This is a genomic window from Bulleidia sp. zg-1006 (assembly GCF_016812035.1).
GTDB lineage: Bacteria > Bacillota_I > Bacilli_A > Erysipelotrichales > Erysipelotrichaceae > Bulleidia.
This window is the reverse complement of the sequence record NZ_CP069178.1, coordinates 153178-173043: the sequence shown is the minus strand read 5'-3', so window position 1 is coordinate 173043 and position 19866 is coordinate 153178. Positions and strand designations below refer to the sequence as shown.

Here is a 19866-nt window from a genome sequence, read left to right as displayed (position 1 = left end):
AACCGCTTTTTACCATTGAATTGAATCATAACCCCATTGTTCTAATTGTTCATTCACCTTACGAAAAACATTTGAACCAAAGAAACCTCGATGCGCCGATAAAGGAGATGGATGAGCTGACTTTAATACCAGATGTTTCTGATGGTCAATCCACCTTTCTTTCGCTTGTGCTTGTCTACCCCAAAGTACAAACACCACATGTTCCTTTTCAGCACTAATCTTCTGTAACACTGTATCCGTAAATTCTTCCCATCCTTGTCCTTGATGGCTTAATGGTTGCCCTTCTCGGACAGTTAAAATGGCGTTTAAAAGAAAGACACCCTGTTTCGACCAATCTTGCAAATTCCCTTTTTGACGTTGATAACCATATTCACTTTGAATTTCTTGAAATATGTTTTTTAAACTGGCTGGTAGACTTCTACCTTCTTTCACTGAAAAAGCTAATCCATGTGCCATCCCTCTTGTTGGATAAGGATCTTGACCTAAAATGACAACTTTAATCCGGTCAAAAGGACATAAATCAAAAGCATGAAAGATTTCATCTAATGGTGGGAAAATAGCGTGATGACTATATTCTTCCGCAACAAATTCATGGAGATGCTGATAGTTTGGATGACTAAGCTCTTGTGCTACATAACCATTCCAAGCTTTTGTTTTAGCCATTTAAAATAAGCTCCTGAAAACCTTGAATCAAATCTCGAATAAAATTCTTGAAAGAAATTTCTTTTTGAACACCTTTTTTGATCAAGAAATCTTCTACATCTTTTTCCACCATCCAAAAAGGACGATCACCATTTTTTAAGAATACTTCGTGCAATTCTTTTAAAGAACCCACACCAAGTTTTTCAACCACTTTGTACTTCATTGTTAAAAATTGAGCTAAACCAACTCCATAAGGTACATAAGCCGCCGGATCACGCACCACAACATCATATAGATTCTTCGCTACATCTCCGCTTAATCCTTTGCTGTTTACATAGCTGACAACATCTTCTTGCTTCCAACCAAGACCATTAACACCAATATCAATCGCTGCTGAAAGCATATAGTTGATATTCGTTAAAGAACGATTATATTCCACTGCTTTTTTATTCATACCGGAAAATTGCCACATGGCATCTTCCACATACATAGCCCAGCCTTCACTATAACCAATATGACTAACCACTGAACGAATTGGATGCGGATTGGTATTTAAATACCAAGTCATTTGATATAAATGACCGGGATAGCCCTCGTGGGCTAAGGTTGAATACATTTCATTAGTATTGCTGACGGCTTTTTTGTTGATACGAATTACATTATTTTGAATATCATCGATCATTGGATTTAAATAATAAGCCACAACTCCATCATTCGCTACCGATGGATCCAAATAACTAGCCTTGTACTGTACCTTAGCAGGAGTAGGAAATAGCTTTTCTAAGTTCTTCTTATGTCCTTCTAAAATAGCGGTTGGGTCTTTTGGAGGCAGTTTTTCTTCTACTTCACTTTCCTTTGAAGACATCGCTACCGATACTAACGATTGAACTTCTTTATCCAAAGCCTTATCAACAACACCAAAGATTTCTTTAGGACTTCCCTTGCTGTTCGATTTCTGACGTAATAAATGACTGTAATACGTCAATCCACCTTTCATATCATAAAGCGTTTTCCCTTTACGACTACCACGAAGTGCCCCTAATTCTTTACGAATCTTTTCATAACAAGGGATGTAACTTTGCAAAACAAGTTCACGATTCTTCTTTTCATATTCGGCTTTTTTTGCACTAGATAAACCCTTAATAGCTCTCACTTTTTCATGGAAAGTAAGAATTAAAGCACTATCTTTCTTTTTCCTAACAAACTTATTGATTTGTGAGATTGTTTCATCCAAGGCTTTATCGCTCATAAAGAAACCACGACCGGCTTGGTCCTTGGTCATCGTCAAAGCCCCATCCACATAAGATGGAACACTTTCTAAAACCTTAAGATAGTTTTTAATATCTTCTTCATTTTTAATTTTAAATTCAGTAAAATTTGTTGTTAAATTCGTCACCAAGCCGGATTGTGGCAAAAAATGAAATTGAAAATCATAGAAATTTTGGCTTCCACTTTCCTCTAAATAGTCTTTCAATACATCATAATCCACTTTTTCTTGTTCACTTAGTTTAGAACGATCAAACTGTTTTAATTCTTCTAAGGACTTCTTATTTTCTTCTAAGCCTTTTTCATATTCTTTTCGACTGGGTGCTTTACCAAGAGAAATATCTTTGACTTGGATACCATATTTCGCCGGATTTTTGACAGAGAAATGAAGATTCATATAATCTTCTTCCATACTATCCTTGAATTGTTTCATTTCCCAATCACGAAAGCTTTGCTCAGCCTTGACCGGTGTCAAAAGTGATATTGCCATCCATGCACAAGATAAAGAGATTATTAATTTATTTCGCGTAATCCTCATGATTGCTCCCCTAGATGAAGTTGTTGTTGCAGTTCTTCTAAGAATGGAACTGCCTTTTGTTTAGCAAGTGTTTCATTCTCACCAACAATTGTAAGATAAATCTTTAATTTTGGCTCTGTACCGGATGGGCGAATCATAACTTGAGTTCCTGTTTCAAAACGATACGAAAGGACATTGGCTTTTGGTAGACCTGTTTCAGCTTGATAATCCACAATATCCACCACTTTTTCCCCGTTCACCATAAGCAATGGATTTTCACGAAGATGGCTCATAATAGCTGCCATCCTTTCCATTGCCTTAAATCCAGTAAACTCATAACTATTTACCTTAGAATAATAATATCCATGTTTCTGATAAATTTCTTGTAAAGCTTGCATAATAGAAGAACCAATAGAGCGATAATAAGCCGCCATTTCACATATCAACATACTGGTCACAACTGCATCTTTGTCACGCACATAAGTTCCTGATAAATACCCATAGCTTTCTTCAAAACCAAATAAGAAACGTTCTTCTTCTCCTTTTTCTTCTAAATGATGAATTTGGTCGCCAATCCATTTAAAACCCGTTAAGGTATGGCGTAATTCAATACCATACTCTTTCGCCACTTCATCTGCCAAAGGTGTCGATACGATAGAACGAACGGCAACGGATTGGGGCACTAAGATACCTAATTCTTTTTTACTCTTGGCTAAATAATCCAAAAGAAGAACACCCATTTCATTGCCACTAATCAATCTGTATTCTCCATTCTCCAAACGTGCCGCAATTCCCACACGATCCGCATCTGGATCCGTTGCTAAAACAAGGTCAGCTTCTTTTTTCTTGGCTAAAGCAATCCCCAACTCCATCGTTTCTTTCTTTTCTGGATTTGGATACGTACAAGCTGAAAAATAACCATTTGGATACGCTTGCTCTTTGACTAAATAAATATCCTGAATACCAACTCGTTTTAAAATTTCACAAACCGGGACTAATCCTGTTCCATTCAAAGCACTGTACACCAACCGCAAACCAGATTGTTTCACTGCATCTTTACGCACTTGTTGAGAAAGAATGGCTTGATAAAAGGCTTCTATACATTCTTCAGAAACAAACTCAACCAAACCGGCTTGCACAGCCTTCGCAAATGACATCTTCTTAATATCCCTGAAAATATCGGTCTTCTGAATTTCCTTGTAAACAATTGCAGCCCCTTCATCTGTTAATTGACAACCATCGCCGCCATACACTTTATAGCCATTATAAGTCGCTGGATTGTGAGAGGCTGTCAACATAATTCCAACTCCACAATGATAATAACGCGTCGCAAAGGATAAAGCTGGCACCGGCATCGCCGCACTATATAAGTAAACATGAATACCATTCGCCGCTAATACCGAAGCCGCCTCTTTCGCAAAATCCCATCCTTTTAAGCGGGTATCGTAACTAATCGCTACTTTTAGATTTTGGATTTGCTGAACATAATTCGCTAATCCTTGGGTGGTTTGACGCACCACAAATCGATTCATCCGATTTGTACCAACTCCTAAAACGCCTCTTAACCCGGCTGTTCCAAAGCTTAAAGACTTACCAAAATGGTCTTCAATCACATCTTCTTGACCTTCCATTTCGTGTAACTCTTCAACCAAATCTAATTCCTCTAAATCTTGTTGGCACCAACGACCGTATTCCACATTCATACAATTCCCTCCTTATCTAAAAAAAGAGGAGCATAAAGCCCCTTCTCGAATTCTTAATTAAGCAATTACTTTTTGCGCACGCAATACGTCTTCGATTGTCTTAGCGGCTAATTCTTCATCATCACCTTCACAAGAAACAGTAATCTCCGACTGTGTAGGAATACCTAAAGACATAACACCCATAATGGACTTCATATTCACTGTACGTCCCTTATAAGAAACTTTAACTTCACTCTTAAACTTGCTTGCAGCGTTAACGGCTACGGTAGCAGGACGTGCATGTAACCCAACCGGATCAATGACCATAACTGTAATTTCCTTCATGTAAAACTCCTCCTAACGTTCTAACTATTACATTGTCATTTTATACCCTTTTATTTTTCGTTGCAATCGAAAGTTAAGCGATTTCATAATCAAAATAAGAGTATATGATTTGAACTTTCTTATCTCTAAGATACAATGAAGACACATATGTATCTAGGAGGAAACGAAATATGTTAAATAAGAAAGTAACCGATTTACTACAAGCTCAAGTCACAAAGGAACTTTATTCTGCTTATCTTTACCGAGATTTAGCCGCTTTTTATGAAGATAAGGGTTTAAAAGGATTTGCTCATTGGTTTGTTAAACAAGCCGCCGAAGAAGTAGAACACGCTGAAAAGTTTATTTCTTACCTACAAGAAAACGGCGTTCGTCCAATCTATGCGACTATTGATGGTATCCATAATGACTACAAAAATTTAGGTGAACCATTCAAATTAGCTTTAGAACATGAACAATTCATCACTAAGTCAATCAATGACATTTACACCGAATCTGTTGAAACAAAGGATTACGCAACCCAAGAATTCTTGAATTGGTTTGTTAAGGAACAAGTGGAAGAAGAAGACAATGCTTCTAACAATTTACAAACCTATGAATTTGTTAAGGATGATAAAGCTGCTCTTTACTCTTTCAACAATAGTTTATTACGCAGATAAATAAAAAGGAAATGTGCCTTCCCGTAGGGTATCCTATAAAATTAAAAGTCTCCTTCCTTAAAATGGTATTGAACGTACTATCCGGAAAGGGGACTTTTGCCTGTATATGATTCTTTCTCTTCCCTTATTAATGTTTATAAAACTACGAACCGAAGATACTCAGAGATATTGTTCGCTACTCCTCTTAATTTTTATACTATTTCTTCACATAAAAATTTTTCTGCTTAACAAGAGATTGGCTTCACTTCATCCCAAGAAGAAGTCTTTTATTTATGATAAGGTTCATGATTTAAAATACGAAAGCTACGATAGATTTGTTCTAAGAGAAGAATACGAACTAACTGATGCGGAAAAGTAGATAAAGATAAACACCAACGATCATTCGCTCTAGCAATCACTTCTGAGCTAAAGCCCAAACTACCGCCAATCACAAAACAAATTTGACTTTTTCCTTGTGTATAAAGCTGATCTAATTGACGAGATAACTCTTCACTACTTTTCATTTTTCCGGCTAAATCCAATAAAATCACGTATTCCTGATCTTTGATTTTCTTTAGAAGGCGTGCACCTTCTTTTTTCTTGGCTTCATCATTTTGCGCATTGGAGTTTGACTCTGGTGCTTTTTCATCATTGACCTCAACCACTTCTATTTTTTCATAGGCAGACAAACGTTTTAAATATTCTTGAATACCCGAACGCATCCAAGCCTCTTTGACTTTACCAACCACAATTATGCGTATCATTAAACATCACCAAATAGCACTTTCTTTACCCACACGACGAATTGACAAATGGATACTATTTCCTTTTTAAACAAAGAATCTTTTGGACTATCCACCACTAGAACACCCACATCATCAATTTTACTCTGTCTTGCCCTATTTAAAGTAGGAATGGTACGTGAATGATGGTCTAAAAAGACTTTCCAACTAAAAACGAGATTCCATACAAACAGTAGCGCAATAATTACCAAAATCCATTTCTTCATCCATTCCCCCTTTCTGTAAAGCTCGAAATTGTTCGGCGGCAGCGACTTGAATGGTATTCTCTAAGCCCATTCTGTTTAGCGTCTCCACTGTTGTCCTTAAAGCCAGTTCCGGTGTATTGGCCTCTTGGGATAAATGTGCCAACCAAATATACTTTGTATTCGCAGTTACAATTCTTTCCAATATTGTTGCGCAATCTTCGTTATTTAAGTGTCCCTCATCATCCAATATTCTTCGTTTCAAATAATGAGGACGATGGGTTTTCATCAACATTTCAACATCATGGTTGCTTTCAATAATGATATAATCCATCCCTTTTAAATAAGAAAAATACTTTTCATTTAAGTAACCGGTATCGGTCATATACAATAAACGCTCAATGCCATTATCAAAGACATAGCCAACTGTTTTGCCTGCATCATGTGATAAAGCAATAGGCATAATTCGAAGGGTTTCAATTGTAAAGGATTTATCCGCATCGACTAAGAAAACATCTATATCCTCCAATTCAACAGGCGAATAAATGGGATAGTCTTTAAAAGCTGATACTGCCGCAATGTGATCACTATGACTGTGCGTAATCAAAACCGCATCCAAATCCTTTTCATCAGCACCGAAATTATGAAGTCCAGTTAGAATTCTTTTCTTTGAAGAACCACAATCCACTAGGATATGAGTGCTATCATCTTCTAAATAAAAACTATTCCCTTTTGACCCTGAACAAATCAATGTATACTTCATCATTTCAAATACCCTGTACAATCCATCAAACCATCACATGCGTTAATGAACTTATCTGTTTTTCTTTGCCGAATGGAAAAGTGGACATGTGGATGGCTAGCTTTCCCACTCATCCCAATCCAACCAATTACATCCCCTTTTTTAACCGTTGAACCAAGCTGTCCCATCGCTTTTTCTTTTAAATGACCGTAGATGGTTTCATAGCCATTGTGATGATTAATCACCACATAATTCCCTAATTCATCCGTTTTCGCCATCTTTTCAATCGTACCATCATCACTCGCATAGACTTTTCCCCAACGCTGATAAGCATCAATAAAATCAACACCATTGTGTCCTGTATAACATGCCCAAGTACAGCTGATTCTAGCATTATCCACTGGTGCTCGATAACTACCCGTTCCTATCACTCTATTGTTCTTATTATTGATAGCAATCAACGCATTCTTAGCTTCTTCTACATTCTTATGACTAATTTCCTTCGCACTCACTAAAATACCATTCACCCATTTTTCTTCATATAGAACATTACGAAAACCATTATGCCCGGCTTGAATCTGTTTCCATTGTCCTTTCGCAAGAGAGTTATCATAAATATATTCATGTCGATAAGGAATTTCTTCTTTCTTTAAAACCTCTTTATACACAACCACTTCCAATGGGGATCGGAAATATTGCACATTCCATTTTTGTCCTTCGGAAACGGTATTTAAGCTTGGATTTAAGTTCTTTAACTGTTCCACACTTAAACCACCATTTAAAGTGCCGATACCATCCGGCTGATCACCTTGCTTTGCGATATAAGTAGTTTTATCCTCTAAATCACCATACTCTAAGAAATGAAGTACTTCTTCTTCACTACTTTTAATATCCTTTGGTAAAGCATAGCTTGTTTCTATTTTTGTGTTTTCTGATAAAGAAACAGACTTTACTTTTGTTCCATAATCCTTGAATTGACTTTCTGGTTTCTTTAAATCCTTTAAGCTTTCTTCACGAACGAAATAATGCAAGAAGCGTTGATAAGCCTTTTGGTATAAAGCCTCAGAAGACACATACATTCTAGCGTATTCATTTCCATTTTTCAGAAAACGAACGACTTTGGTCTCTAAGGTATAGGCTTCATTTTTTTCCAAATACGCAAAGATTTTTTTATCTTGATTTTCAATCTTTTCAAATCCTTTCTGCTTCAAAAGATAAAAACCATTCCCTAAAGCACAATGACTATGGGGATATTTTTGTGCATACTTAGTTTCATAAACCTTTTTCAAGTGCTTTTGATAGACTTCTTCAGAAGAAATAAAGCCAACAAAAGTATCTTGATGGTATAAAGCCAACTGCACTTTTGAAGATAAGAAAAGGGACTCCACTTTCTGATTAAAAACACCCATCTTTTGTGTTTGAAATAAAGGCACAGATGAAATATCTTGACTACAGATTGTGATGCTAATAGCTAAACCAAGAGCTACTAACAAATGAGCCCATTTTTTCATTGCCGGCTACCTCGAAAATCCACGGAGCTAATTGCATTGGTACTACCGGTGAACGCTAATAACACAGTTCCTGTTTCACCATTACGATGCTTTGCAATAATTACCTCTAAATCATCGGATTTATCCTCATCTTCCGGCTTCTTTTCCACTTCATCTCCAGCCTTATCATAATACGCTTGACGATACAACATCATAACAATATCCGCATCCTGTTCAATCGCACCCGATTCACGCAAGTCTGATAACATTGGTCGTTTATTTTCACGTTTTTCAACTTCACGGGACAATTGGGAAAGGGCAAGAACAGGCACCTCTAACTCTCTTGCCAGTCCTTTTAAAGCACGCGAAATCTCTGAAACTTCTTGTTGACGGTTTTCACCCGGTCTACGATCACCGGATAATAACTGAATGTAGTCGACAACCACAAGACTAAGACCATGTTGCTTTTTAATTTCCCGACACTTCTGATACATATCCCTAACTTTTCGATTAGGGGCATCATCAATAAAAATCTTATTCTTTGCCTTGAAGTCATTCATCACTTCATACAATAAATTCCATTCATCATTATTTAAATTCCTTGGTGATTTTAATTTATTGGATTTAATACCCGATGCGGCACTGAGGATACGTCTTCCTAAATCCACATTCCCCATTTCTAAAGAAAACATAATTACAGCCCCTTCATTATGATTCGCAACGTTCTTTAACACATTTAAAGCAAAGGCTGTTTTACCCATCGCCGGACGAGCCGCCACAACAATTAAATCTCCTTTTTGTAGACCATGGGTCATACGATCCAAATCCTTATATGCCGTTTTATAACCCGTTATATCTGTATTTAATTCCGCATTTCTCTTTAGTTCATCTTTTAATTCATCCATGGTTTGAACCATATCTTTAAAGTCACCCGCTTGCCTGGAGCGAGCAATGCGTAAAATATGGTCCTCTGCTTCCGACAGGTATTCCCCTACATCCACTACGCCTTGATAACCTTTTTCAGCAATGGCTTCACTGGCTTGAATCATTTCTCTTTGAATGCGTTTTTCTTTTAAAATTGGCACAAATTGTTCTGGCTTATTGTACGAAACAGCCGATTCTTGTAGCTCTAATAAATAGGGGAAACCACCCACTAAATCCAGTAGATTTTCATCTTCCAAGGCGACTTGAACTGAGGGAATTTCACTTGGTATTCCTTTTTCTCTTAGCTTTTTTAAAACACGGAATACATATTGATGTCTTTCTTCAAAGAAATCTTGTTCCTCCAAACTTTCTAAAACTTGATGATTACCTTCCGGGTACAGTAAAATAGTCCCTAAAAAGCTTCGTTCTATCTCTGGGACAGTTGGTAATTTCTTAGCCATTAGTTTGTTCCTAACACTTTCACTGAAATGGTACCAATAACACCCTTAAAAATTTCCAAGCGGACTTTAGTTGTACCTAAGCTTTGAATAGGATGAGTATCTAAGATGACATGTTTATCAAAATGATAACCAAGCTTTCTTAATTCAGTCATGATTTGTTTGGTGGATACAGAACCAAACATACGACCTCCTTCTCCCGATTTTACATGGAAAGTTAACACAAGATTGTCTAATTCTTTCGCTGTTTCTTGCGCTTTTGCTTTATTAGCTTCATATTCCTTTCTCGCCTCTTCTTTTTGTTCAGAAAGAATTTCACGAGAAGCTTTTGTTTCCATAACAGCTAAACCACGAGCGACTAAAAAGTTACGTCCATAACCATCAGAGACTTCAACGACTTCTCCTTTTTTACCTACTTTTTTAACGTCCTGTTTCAAGATCACTCTCATTCTCATTTCCTCCTTCTTGTTGAATCTGTTGAATCAATTGGGCTTTTAATTCTTTAATATCAATATCGTTTCTTTGTACAGCGGCGGCACTTAAATGACCACCACCACCTAATTGTTCCATTATTCTTTGTACATTCACATTCCCATTACTACGAGCGCTAACACAACTTAGACCTTGTTCATCATTCGCAATCACAAAGGCAGCTTCACTGCCTTGAACACTTAATATCTTATCAGCGATTTGCGACATCATTGAACGAGAAATTCGTTTTTGTGTAACTAGGGAAATTACAATTCCACCCTCATAGCGTTCGGAATTTGACATGATTTGGTTCTTAAGTTGGAACTCTTCATAGGTTTCCTTTAAATAACCATAAGCAACTTGAGGATCCCCACCATAACTACGAATGACACTCGCCGCATCGTAAGTACGAGAACCCGTGCGCACACGCCATTGTCTTGTATCAATAATCATCCCTGCTAACATGAAGGAGGCATCCAATGGACTAATATCTGCCTTAGGTGCCACATATGGTATCATCTCCGAAACCAATTCATTGGCACTTGAAGCTGCTGCTTCGATATACATTAGAATTGGCTTAACACCCATCTCGCTACTACGACGATGGTGATCAATGATAACCACTTTTTTAGCTTGTTCTTCTACTTTAGAACCATTGGATTGTTGTACATTATGGTGATCAACCATAATGACCAATGTTTCAGAGCGAAGCTCATTCAAAGCTTCATTTTCAGAAACAAAATGAATACCTTCTTCTTCAAATTCAGTAAGGTGTTCTTCTAAAGCCGCTCCAACTTTTTCTTCTAAACCACCTGTTTTGGTAATAATCGAAGTATCCTTGCCTAAAGACATGGTCATTTTAGCAAGTGCTAAAGCCGAGCCAACACAATCAAAATCCGCATCTTTATGCCCTGCAATAATCACATTTGAACTATTTAGAATTAAATCACGAAGGGCATGAGAAATCACACGTACACGTACCCGAGAACGTTTTTCCGTTGCTTCTGAAGAACCACCAAAGAACTGGACTTCTTCACCTTTAGTTTGAATAGCTACTTGATCGCCCCCTCGAGTCTGGGCTAAATCTAATAACTTGGTGACCATTTCATCTAATTCCAAGAAATCCGTTGTTCCTTTCGCAAAAGCCATGGATAGGGTGATGGATACATCTACTGCATTAGCGGCTTTACGAATGGTTCTTAAAATAGAAAATTTATCTTCCACCAATTCTTCATAGATTTGTTCATTTAAAACCATTAGGTAACGATTATTACTTAAACGGCGTAAAAACATCTTATGTTCTTGGGCATAAACATTCAATGGGGTACGAATACCGGCATTAACGAAAGCAATATCCCCTTCATCCGCATACAAGGTACTTTCTTCGTAGTTGTCAAAGTTGGCTAAGGCAACCACTATCTTTTCTTGTTTTAATTGATTTTTTAATTCATGCAAATCCGTCACATCTTTAAAGAAAATAATTGGTTCATCTTCTTGACGAGTTAATTCATAGATTCTTCCATCCAGACTAACATAACTAATATCCGCATCGCCACTTAATAAATCATTCGCTTCTGGTAACCAACTTAATAATTTATAGCCAATACGGTCAATTCCTAAATCTTTAAATAAATCAGACATTTGAATAATGACATAGTTCTCATCATAGACAATCATACCTAACTTCGCTAGGCGATAACCATTCATAGCTGATTTACCCAAGACATGTTCAATGGTGGTGGTTTCCTCTAAAGAACTTTTTTCAAGGTAATCGAAACACCAAACCAAAAGAACCACTTCGGCAATCAAAACTAACATCATTGGCCAAACACTGATTTTAACGAATACACCTAGGGCAATCGCCATAAGTAGTTCAATCCCCATGATGATGGCGGCTATTCGTTGTATTTGCGATAACTTTTCTTTCATAATTCTTATCCCCTAATTTTTGGATAGAAGACGGAAACCATCCCTATCAATACGATGACATAGCTTAATAAAAAAGCCACTATTAACACCAATAAAACCGATACCATTCTTGGAAAATGAAAACGCATCAACCAAATGCTTACTGTTAAACAACCCCAGAAAAGTAGGTATAAAAAGCCAAGCAAACCAATGGTTAATCCTAACATTTGCAGTAATTCTTGTTGCAATGGTTGACGCATTAGATAGACAAAAAGGATGGTCGCAAATGAAGCTAAATAACCATATAAAGGTTTTGTCCTTTGTTTGTTAAAACGTTCAAAAGCAGGGCTTGCAATTTTTAAGCGATTCAAAAGAATTTGTGATAATAAACAGGTACTCAAGGCTTGTAAGATGCCTAGCAAAATAGAACTTAAATACACAAGATTCTTCAAAACTGATGGTTGATACATCCTTGTTAAAGATGGGAATAATTCCGCCATTTCTTGGCTTTGTTGATCAAGGCTAATTCCGAAGACTTTTAATGAAATGGTGAAATCGATTAATTGTACCACAACACCAACTACCATTAGTTTCCAAAGAATTTGTTTAAAGCTATTTCCTTTATTGGCTAAATAGCCATAGAAAAAACCAATCACTTCTTCTGCCGATACCAAGAATAAGGACAAAGGACTGACTAATAAGACATTCAAGAAAAAGGCTGCTATTAAGACAATGATTCCTGCTTTCTCACCATGTTTTCGAGTGTAAACCGCCATTGGTAATGGCATCACAAAAGCAAAGATGGACGATAAACCTCCAGCTAATTGCCGATCAATCAGGAGAAATACTCCCATCATCGCTAAAATCATAGCTCCTTCTGTCGTTTGTAAAGTTGCTTTTTTCATTCAATTCATTGTAACACAATGTAGAATACAAAGAAAAAAGAGAGCATTAAAGAAATTTATATTTCTACCAAAAGTATCTGTTATTACATATAAAGTCATTAAAAAACGGAAATATAAATAATATACATTTATGGAAAATACCATGAAATTTTATGCTATTTTTATCCTCTTAAATTTTATGAAATGGTCTGCGATAACTACTTTTTTAATATCCATGCCATAAATTTTTTCATAAATGCTGTTCCATCAATATTTTTTGAAAATAAAACCCCTCATCCTAGTTTCATCTAGCATAAGGAGTGTTTCCAAGAGTTATTTACTTTTTATCTTTTTTCTTCAATATCATAAATACAACACCTAAGCTAACCAAAGCGGCTCCAAGTAATCCTACCAACATCCAAATGTTCGTTGAATCACCGGTATCAGGCATCTTAGGATTATTAGGATTAACTGATTTCCCTGATATTGGATTAGCTGGTTTCCCTAATATTGGTTTAGCTGGTTTTTCACTGTACTTCAACGTGAAAGTAATATCTTTACTTGTCGGATTGATGAAGTCAGCTCCTTCAGCAGATTGTTCAGCCATCCAATTCAGCTTGAAATGAACGACACTACCACTTACGGTATCCAAAGCATCAGCCTTTAAGTTACCTTGCATCATACCCTTCACTGTATAATTGGTGTTTGGCTTAGCTTTTGCATTAAATTTAGCACCACTAACAACCACATTCAACCTATCTTCCATACCTAACACAGCATCACGAAGATCAGCGAATGTTCGAACTTCCTTCGTAACAGTCATGGTAACAGTCACTGTCTTACCATCAAACTTCGTATTAACAATCTTATATTTACCATTATCATTCAAAAGTGTAACCGTTGGATGAGTTACGAAATCCATTTCTTTTGGAAGCGTTAACTTAGCAGTAAATGTTGAACTGTAATTATCCAAAGCGATACCATTTGGATTAACACTCGTTTTGTTGTATAACGTTTCAATATCTCGTAATTGTTTCTTAACAGTTGAAACATCTAAAGAACCTACAAAATTGACTGTTTCATCTTTCGCTATTTCATAAACCTTATCATGCTCTGTTTCATTACCGACTAAGATATCACCGGATAATTTTTCTGTCTTTTCATAAGTTCCTTCAGAACCCTTTGTATATTTAACCGTTAACTTAATATCGTTTGTTGTAGAATCAGTGAAATCTTCACCACCATCCAATTGTTCACCTAACCATTTATAGTTAAAATTAATCACCTTCCCAGTTACTGTATTGGTTGCTTTCGCACTGAATAAACCGGAAACATTACCTCTAATTGTATAATTAGTACCCTTAGTAGCGCTTGGCGCAAAAGTGACACCATTCACATCTACCCTAAGTTGATTATCCACCGCAGTAACAGCATCCTTTAGTTCTTGGAAATTATTCACTGGATTTGTTAATACAAGCTTAACTGTTAATTTCTTTCCCACTAATTTCACTTCCGAAATCTTAAACTTGCCATTAGCTCCAACCAAAGAAACTTTATCTTCAATGTTATTCACAAATTGGAGCCCTTCCGGAAGTTCCATTGTCGCCGTGAATTCATTCTTCATGTTTTCAACAGAAATATTGTTAGCATTACCAGCCATATTGTAATGAGCTTCAAGATTATGAATTTTCTTCTTAATTGGTGAAACATCTAATAAACCGGTTACTTTAAAGACATCACTCTTCTTAAATTCAAGTACCTTATCATGTTGCGTATCATCATTGGCTAATAAATCACCCTGTAACTTACCGGTTTCCGTAATATTACCAGTCGTTGGGTTTTGCCATTTAACAGATAGAGCAATCGCATTAGGATTACTTTCACTCTTACCTTCATCGGTTTGCTTACCATTCCACTTCAAGTCAAAGTTGATAACTTTATTTGAAACAGTGTGCGTTGCCTTAGCTTTGAGACTACCTGCAATACTGCCTGTCACTTCATAGTCGGTATCGGCTTGGGCATTCCCATTAAACTTAGCTGTCTTAAAAGTTACTTTTAATTCATCTTCTACTTTATTAACAGCTTCTTTTAATTGCGCAAAATTCGTAATCTGATTAGCATTCTTTAATTTAAACTTAACCACTGCTGTCTTAGCATTATTTTCTAAAGTTGTACTTTCAATTTCAAAAGAACCATTCGCACCACTTAAAACTGGATTTTGTGCGGTGAAACTTAGTTGTTCTGGTAGGTTCAATTTTGCTGTGAAAGAAGTGCTTAAATTTTCTAATTTAATATTTTGCGCTTCTGCTTGGTATTGACTTTCAATATTAGCCATTTGCTCTTTGATGGTCTTAGCATTAATAACACCTTCAAAATCCATGTTGTCATCACGTTTCTTTGTGATAACTTGGTTGCCTGTGTTACCACCCAACTTCAAATCAGCAGGCAAATCAACTGTATATGTCACATTTCCTTCTTGTACCTTGAAAACATCTGACTTCGCAAAATCTTTCGTTAAAGGAAGCGAGGAAGTATCTGAATTGAAGGTTTGAAGCCCCACGCCCCATTTGCCCCATGATTTACTTGGATAGAACGAAAAGTTTCCTTGCCCCATAATCTTTTTTGAATCAAAACTTTCCGCTTCACTCTTACTGTTGGCTTTTACAGTATATGGAATTGCAACATCGATTGTTCTATTTTCTGTTCCGGCAGCCTTATCTTTCTTATAAGCCTCTAAAATATCTGCCCAGTTTGAATCTATGAGCTTAAATTTAAATGAAACTTTTTGTCCCGATACTGTGCTTGTTACAGTTGAATTAGGGAACATTTCTGATTTACTATTTGCAACGGGTGTCCCAATTGTCACATTCTCCGGGAATGTAACATTATAGTAAACAGAAGCACTTGTGCTGACCGTTTCCTTATCCCATGGGAAATAACCGTGGTCTGCTTGAAACTTCATATCTTCTTCAAAAGCGGCCATAACATCAGCCATAGGAACTTTTGCGGTCCATGTACCTGTGTAAGTACCTTGGTTTGAACCAGTTACACCACTAACTGTCCCACTAACACTTGTGTGCTTTGCAATTTCTAATTCCTTCGCAGCATGAACAATACTTGCTGAAGGAACCAGCATACCTAACGCTATCATAAGAACTACAAACACGGAAGTAATCTTATGACCTAACTTAGTTTTCATAATTTTCTTTTCCTTTCTCCTGTCGTAATTAAAGACACTTCATTACTCAATATATTTCTGTTATGACAATAATCACCACAAGAATATACATTGCCAAGCTAAGTATACCACAATATACTTCTAGGGACTATTCGCCTTTACCCAATCTTTACTAAACATATAATTTTAGTATCTTTATTTGTTTTCTTGAAAATGTTGAATGGCTTATTTTTAAATGTTTAGCGCCTTCTCTACGGTTGATTTTATCGTTTTGTCATAATGTTACGATTTCGTAAAAATCTTTCGGAAGTTTTTGTTTTGGTTTACCAAACTTGGCACTTTTCTTTGGCTTCTTTTATACCTTCCGTTTGTCTTTGATGGGTACTTTTTTCGCTCTACTTGTGCGACATAGGATAAGGCTTGCAAAACGTTGTCTACTAAGAATTTGTTTGTCTATGGTTTATCCCCTAGTTGACTTAGAACCAATTATGAAAATAATCATCATCTACAATTAGGTATAATGTATTTTGCATTTACAAAAAAAGATAGAAATTGTAAACTTAGAGACATTACTCTCATCTACTCTTTCTACCCTTTGTTATTTTATATTATGTTTCATTGTATTGATAATTAGGATTAAGCTATGATTCATCTATTCCTAATTATATTTTTGAGTATAACGCCTACTATTAAGCAAAATTATACTCTGTTACAATCGGCTTTCTGCCTTCCGCTTTATCTTTGTAATACTCATAGAAGCTAATACCGAGATAGGATCCGGAAATATTATAGAGATTCGTATATCCGAGCTTCTGTAGAGCACAAATCACATTGTAGCTACGTTGTGAGGAGCGACAATGCAAGTAGACCGGAACATCCTTCGGGATTTCAGAAAGTCTCTCTCTAAACTGGGACATGGGAATATTCACCGCATTAATGAGGTGCCCTTTTGCAAACTCACTTTCCTCTCTCACGTCAATAATGCATGCATTGCTCTCCACCAACTCTCTAACCTTGTAAACCGGAACCTGTCTGAATTTCTCATGTAAAAGATTCAACGCTACAAGGGCGGTATGGTTAACAACATCTTTAGCCGTAGAATAGTAAGGAGAATAGCAAAGCTCTAGTTCCTTTAAATCCTCTAATGTTGCATTCATGCTAATCATAGCCGCAATCACATCAATTCTCTTATCTACACTTCCCTTTCCAACAGCTTGGGCTCCCAAAATTCTTCCTGTAGGCTTTTCATAAATCAGCTTAAAGAAGAGTGGATTGCATTCCGGCATAAGACTGACCTTATCTGCTGGAATGGTGTAGGCAAAATCATAGTTATAGCCATACTTCTGACAATCTTTCTCATTTAAGCCGGTATTTGCCACATTAAGATTAAAGAGGTGAATACAGCTGGATCCAATCACTCCTCTATTACTATGTGTTTCTCCAAACATGTGATCAGCAGCAGCTCTTGCCTGTCTTTGTGCAGGACCTGCAAGTGGGAGTCTAGTCTTATCATTCGTCAGTCTATTTGTCACTTCAATAGCATCTCCCACAGCATAAATATCGGGATAATTAGTCTGATAATTATAATTTACTAAAATAGCTCCTGTCTTTCCGAGTTTGATTCCACAATCCTTTGCGAGCTTCGTTTCCGGTGTAACACCAATAGCCATAATGACTAATTCTGCCGGAAGGCGCTCTCCGCCGGAAAGAACAACCTCTCCCTCTTTCACTTCGGTCAGGGTCTTTCCCAAATAAAGTTGAATGCCGTTATCAATGATTTCCTTATGGAGAATTTGCGCCATGTCCTCATCAAGAGGCTTCATGACCTGTGGTAAACCTTCCACGAGATTCACTTCTTTTCCCGCTTCTTGGAAATTTTCCGCTACTTCGAGACCAATAAACCCTCCACCAACAACAGTTATCTTATTTACCTTCTTTTTAGCAACAAAAGCTTCGATTCTCTTGATATCAGTAACATTTTTCACAACAAAAACATTCTCTCTATCAATTCCTTTGATGGAAGATGGTAAAATAGCATTCGCTCCCGGTGCAAGAGCAAGCTTATCATAGCTCTCCATAAAGCATTCTCCTGTAAGTAGATTTTTTACCTTCACTTCTTTTTTACTCGGAATAATCTCTGTAACCTCGTGCTTTACTAGCGCCTTAATTCTGTATTTATTCCAAAACTCGTCCGGATTCATGAGCACTAGCTTATCACTGTTATCCACTACCCCACTTAAAGCGAAAGGCAAACAGCAGTTAGAAAAGGATACATTTTCTCCTCTTTCAAACATAATGACTTCCGCTGTCTCATCGATTCTTCTTGCTCTTGCAGCAACACCGGCTCCACCCGCTACACCACCTACAATTACAATTTTCATACTTTCCTCCTTTTCTATACTATACTATGAATTCTTTCTTTTTCTAGTTTGAAATTGATATACCAAAACACCACAAAACACCCACAAAATCAGACTGATAAAGGCTCCCTTTGAAAGTCTTGCGGGAGATCTTGGAAACACCAAGAGTACAATAAAACCTATGGAAATCAGCACAGATAGTACACTTAAAACTTTTTCTACTTTCCCTTTCGCAAAGGAAATGCTGATAAAGCTAACATACATATAGGCTACCGCAGCCAGAACACTCGCCATATCCACAATGTAAATAATCACTCTTCTGCCTATAAACGCGCCAATAAGGCTAATGGCACAAACAAAGATAATGGCATAAGGTTGTACCCCTTTTTTATTCTTTATACCATATCTTTCCCCAAGATGCTTTCTTCGGGAAAGACTGGCAATGAGTTTGCTTGCCGCAATCATAAAGCCATTGATTCCACCTACTACTGCAGCCGCCAAGGCAATCAACATGACATAAAATCCTGTTTTCCCTAAAATATGAATCACGGCATCCGCTACAGCCCAATGTGTTTTCACTGCTACATCTGGTGAAAAGCCTAGTCCAGCTATAGTATTTAAAGCACCATAGAGAAATATACCAACCAGCACCGAAATCCCTACAAGTAAGGTAGACTTTTCGGGTTTAAAACCCAACTCCTCTGAAACCTGTGGCACTACATCAAATCCCACAAACAAAAAGGGAGCAATCGCAATAATTTTAGAAATCTCCTTTAGAGAGAAGTGGTAATTTCCCACATAGTTTTGATGAAAAGCCTGTAGATCGCTTTTCATAAACATAAGGCAGAGAAGCACCGATACAATCATGGCTAAAAGAATACTCATAACATTCTGCACCTTAGTGCTAATTTTTAATCCTTGGATATTGATGAAGCCAAACAACAGAATCACGGCTGACATCACAAGCACATCCGTAAGGTATATTGGGTAACCTGAAATGGAATACAGATATAAAAAGTCCATCTTCGACCCAAATATCTCACGGAGAAGAAGCACAAAGGCGCCCGCATTTAACGGAACCATACTTAAATAACAAAGACTTAAGGACCATCCTACTACAAAGCCGTGTACCTTGCCTAAATGATTTAAGGTATAAGTGAATTCTCCACCATCTTCTCTATGACTTTCCAGCATGATGTGATAAGCATTTTGTATCACCATGATAAAAATACCTCCAATCAAAAGTCCTATAAAGGTATTGATTACACCCGCTTCTTTTAAAAACTTTGTGCCCGGCAGAGTAAAGGAGCCCCAGCCTATAATGGCTCCTATTACCAAACCAAGAACATCAATGTATCTTAATTTTTTATTCATCAATT

Annotated in this window: 16 protein-coding genes; 1 reads left to right on the top strand and 15 read right to left on the bottom strand. The window is 36.9% G+C overall.

The annotated features are described in order from the left end of the window. Positions 1–9: 9 nt before the first annotated feature. The 4 genes from JOS54_RS00850 to JOS54_RS00835 are packed head-to-tail and all read right to left on the bottom strand — an operon-like array spanning position 10 to position 4452. Positions 10–663 carry a uracil-DNA glycosylase gene (locus JOS54_RS00850; protein ID WP_203245202.1) on the bottom strand — a complete coding sequence of 218 codons (654 nt, stop codon included), beginning with the start codon at positions 661–663 and terminating at the stop codon, positions 10–12. Next, entirely contained in the window at positions 656–2446 is a 1791-nt protein-coding gene (locus tag JOS54_RS00845) for a DUF885 family protein (RefSeq protein ID WP_203245201.1), read from the bottom strand. The genes JOS54_RS00850 and JOS54_RS00845 overlap by 8 nt, the downstream gene beginning before the upstream one ends. Further along, positions 2443–4128: a phospho-sugar mutase gene (locus JOS54_RS00840; protein WP_203245200.1), complete on the bottom strand. Its 1686-nt coding sequence runs from the start codon at positions 4126–4128 to the stop codon at positions 2443–2445. Before JOS54_RS00840 ends, JOS54_RS00845 begins: the two co-directional genes overlap by 4 nt. A gap of 57 nt (positions 4129–4185) precedes the next feature. Continuing rightward, on the bottom strand, positions 4186–4452 hold the full coding sequence (locus JOS54_RS00835; RefSeq protein WP_203245199.1) for an HPr family phosphocarrier protein: 267 nt from the start codon (positions 4450–4452) through the stop codon (positions 4186–4188). A gap of 170 nt (positions 4453–4622) precedes the next feature. Between JOS54_RS00835 and JOS54_RS00830 the strand changes: the two genes are divergently transcribed. After that, positions 4623–5108, top strand: a complete 486-nt coding sequence (locus tag JOS54_RS00830) for a ferritin (RefSeq protein WP_203245198.1) — start codon at positions 4623–4625, stop codon at positions 5106–5108. Between the two features lie 266 nt (positions 5109–5374). Here the strand turns inward: JOS54_RS00830 and rlmH are convergent, their stop codons facing one another. The 11 genes from rlmH to JOS54_RS00775 form a co-directional block, all read right to left on the bottom strand. Further along, a complete protein-coding gene (gene rlmH, locus JOS54_RS00825; protein ID WP_203245197.1) occupies positions 5375–5851 on the bottom strand; it encodes a 23S rRNA (pseudouridine(1915)-N(3))-methyltransferase RlmH in 477 nt (158 codons plus the stop codon). After that, entirely contained in the window at positions 5851–6096 is a 246-nt protein-coding gene (locus JOS54_RS00820; RefSeq protein ID WP_203245196.1) for a hypothetical protein, read from the bottom strand. Before JOS54_RS00820 ends, rlmH begins: the two co-directional genes overlap by 1 nt. Beyond that, entirely contained in the window at positions 6038–6838 is an 801-nt protein-coding gene (locus JOS54_RS00815; protein ID WP_203245195.1) for an MBL fold metallo-hydrolase, read from the bottom strand. The genes JOS54_RS00820 and JOS54_RS00815 overlap by 59 nt, the downstream gene beginning before the upstream one ends. Next, on the bottom strand, positions 6835–8325 hold the full coding sequence (locus JOS54_RS00810) for a peptidoglycan DD-metalloendopeptidase family protein (protein ID WP_203245194.1): 1491 nt from the start codon (positions 8323–8325) through the stop codon (positions 6835–6837). The genes JOS54_RS00815 and JOS54_RS00810 overlap by 4 nt, the downstream gene beginning before the upstream one ends. Beyond that, positions 8322–9689, bottom strand: a complete 1368-nt coding sequence (gene dnaB, locus JOS54_RS00805) for a replicative DNA helicase (protein WP_203245193.1) — start codon at positions 9687–9689, stop codon at positions 8322–8324. The genes JOS54_RS00810 and dnaB overlap by 4 nt, the downstream gene beginning before the upstream one ends. Beyond that, positions 9689–10135 (bottom strand): 50S ribosomal protein L9, encoded by a 447-nt coding sequence (gene rplI / locus JOS54_RS00800; protein ID WP_203245192.1) that lies wholly within the window; start codon positions 10133–10135, stop codon positions 9689–9691. The genes dnaB and rplI overlap by 1 nt, the downstream gene beginning before the upstream one ends. Then, the gene (locus tag JOS54_RS00795) at positions 10107–12086 is read right to left on the bottom strand and encodes a DHH family phosphoesterase (RefSeq protein ID WP_203245191.1); all 1980 of its coding nucleotides are present in this window, start codon (positions 12084–12086) and stop codon (positions 10107–10109) included. Before JOS54_RS00795 ends, rplI begins: the two co-directional genes overlap by 29 nt. Before the next feature lie 5 nt (positions 12087–12091). Then, complete coding sequence (locus tag JOS54_RS00790) at positions 12092–12970, bottom strand: DUF2232 domain-containing protein (protein ID WP_203245190.1); 879 nt, start codon at positions 12968–12970, stop codon at positions 12092–12094. 316 nt (positions 12971–13286) lie between these two features. Beyond that, positions 13287–16148, bottom strand: coding sequence for an LPXTG cell wall anchor domain-containing protein (locus tag JOS54_RS00785; protein ID WP_203245189.1), 2862 nt, complete (start codon positions 16146–16148; stop codon positions 13287–13289). 668 nt (positions 16149–16816) lie between these two features. Further along, complete coding sequence (locus tag JOS54_RS00780) at positions 16817–18508, bottom strand: FAD-dependent oxidoreductase (RefSeq protein WP_203245188.1); 1692 nt, start codon at positions 18506–18508, stop codon at positions 16817–16819. A gap of 24 nt (positions 18509–18532) precedes the next feature. Continuing rightward, positions 18533–19861 (bottom strand): APC family permease, encoded by a 1329-nt coding sequence (locus tag JOS54_RS00775; protein ID WP_203245187.1) that lies wholly within the window; start codon positions 19859–19861, stop codon positions 18533–18535. Between the last annotated feature and the right edge of the window lie 5 nt (positions 19862–19866).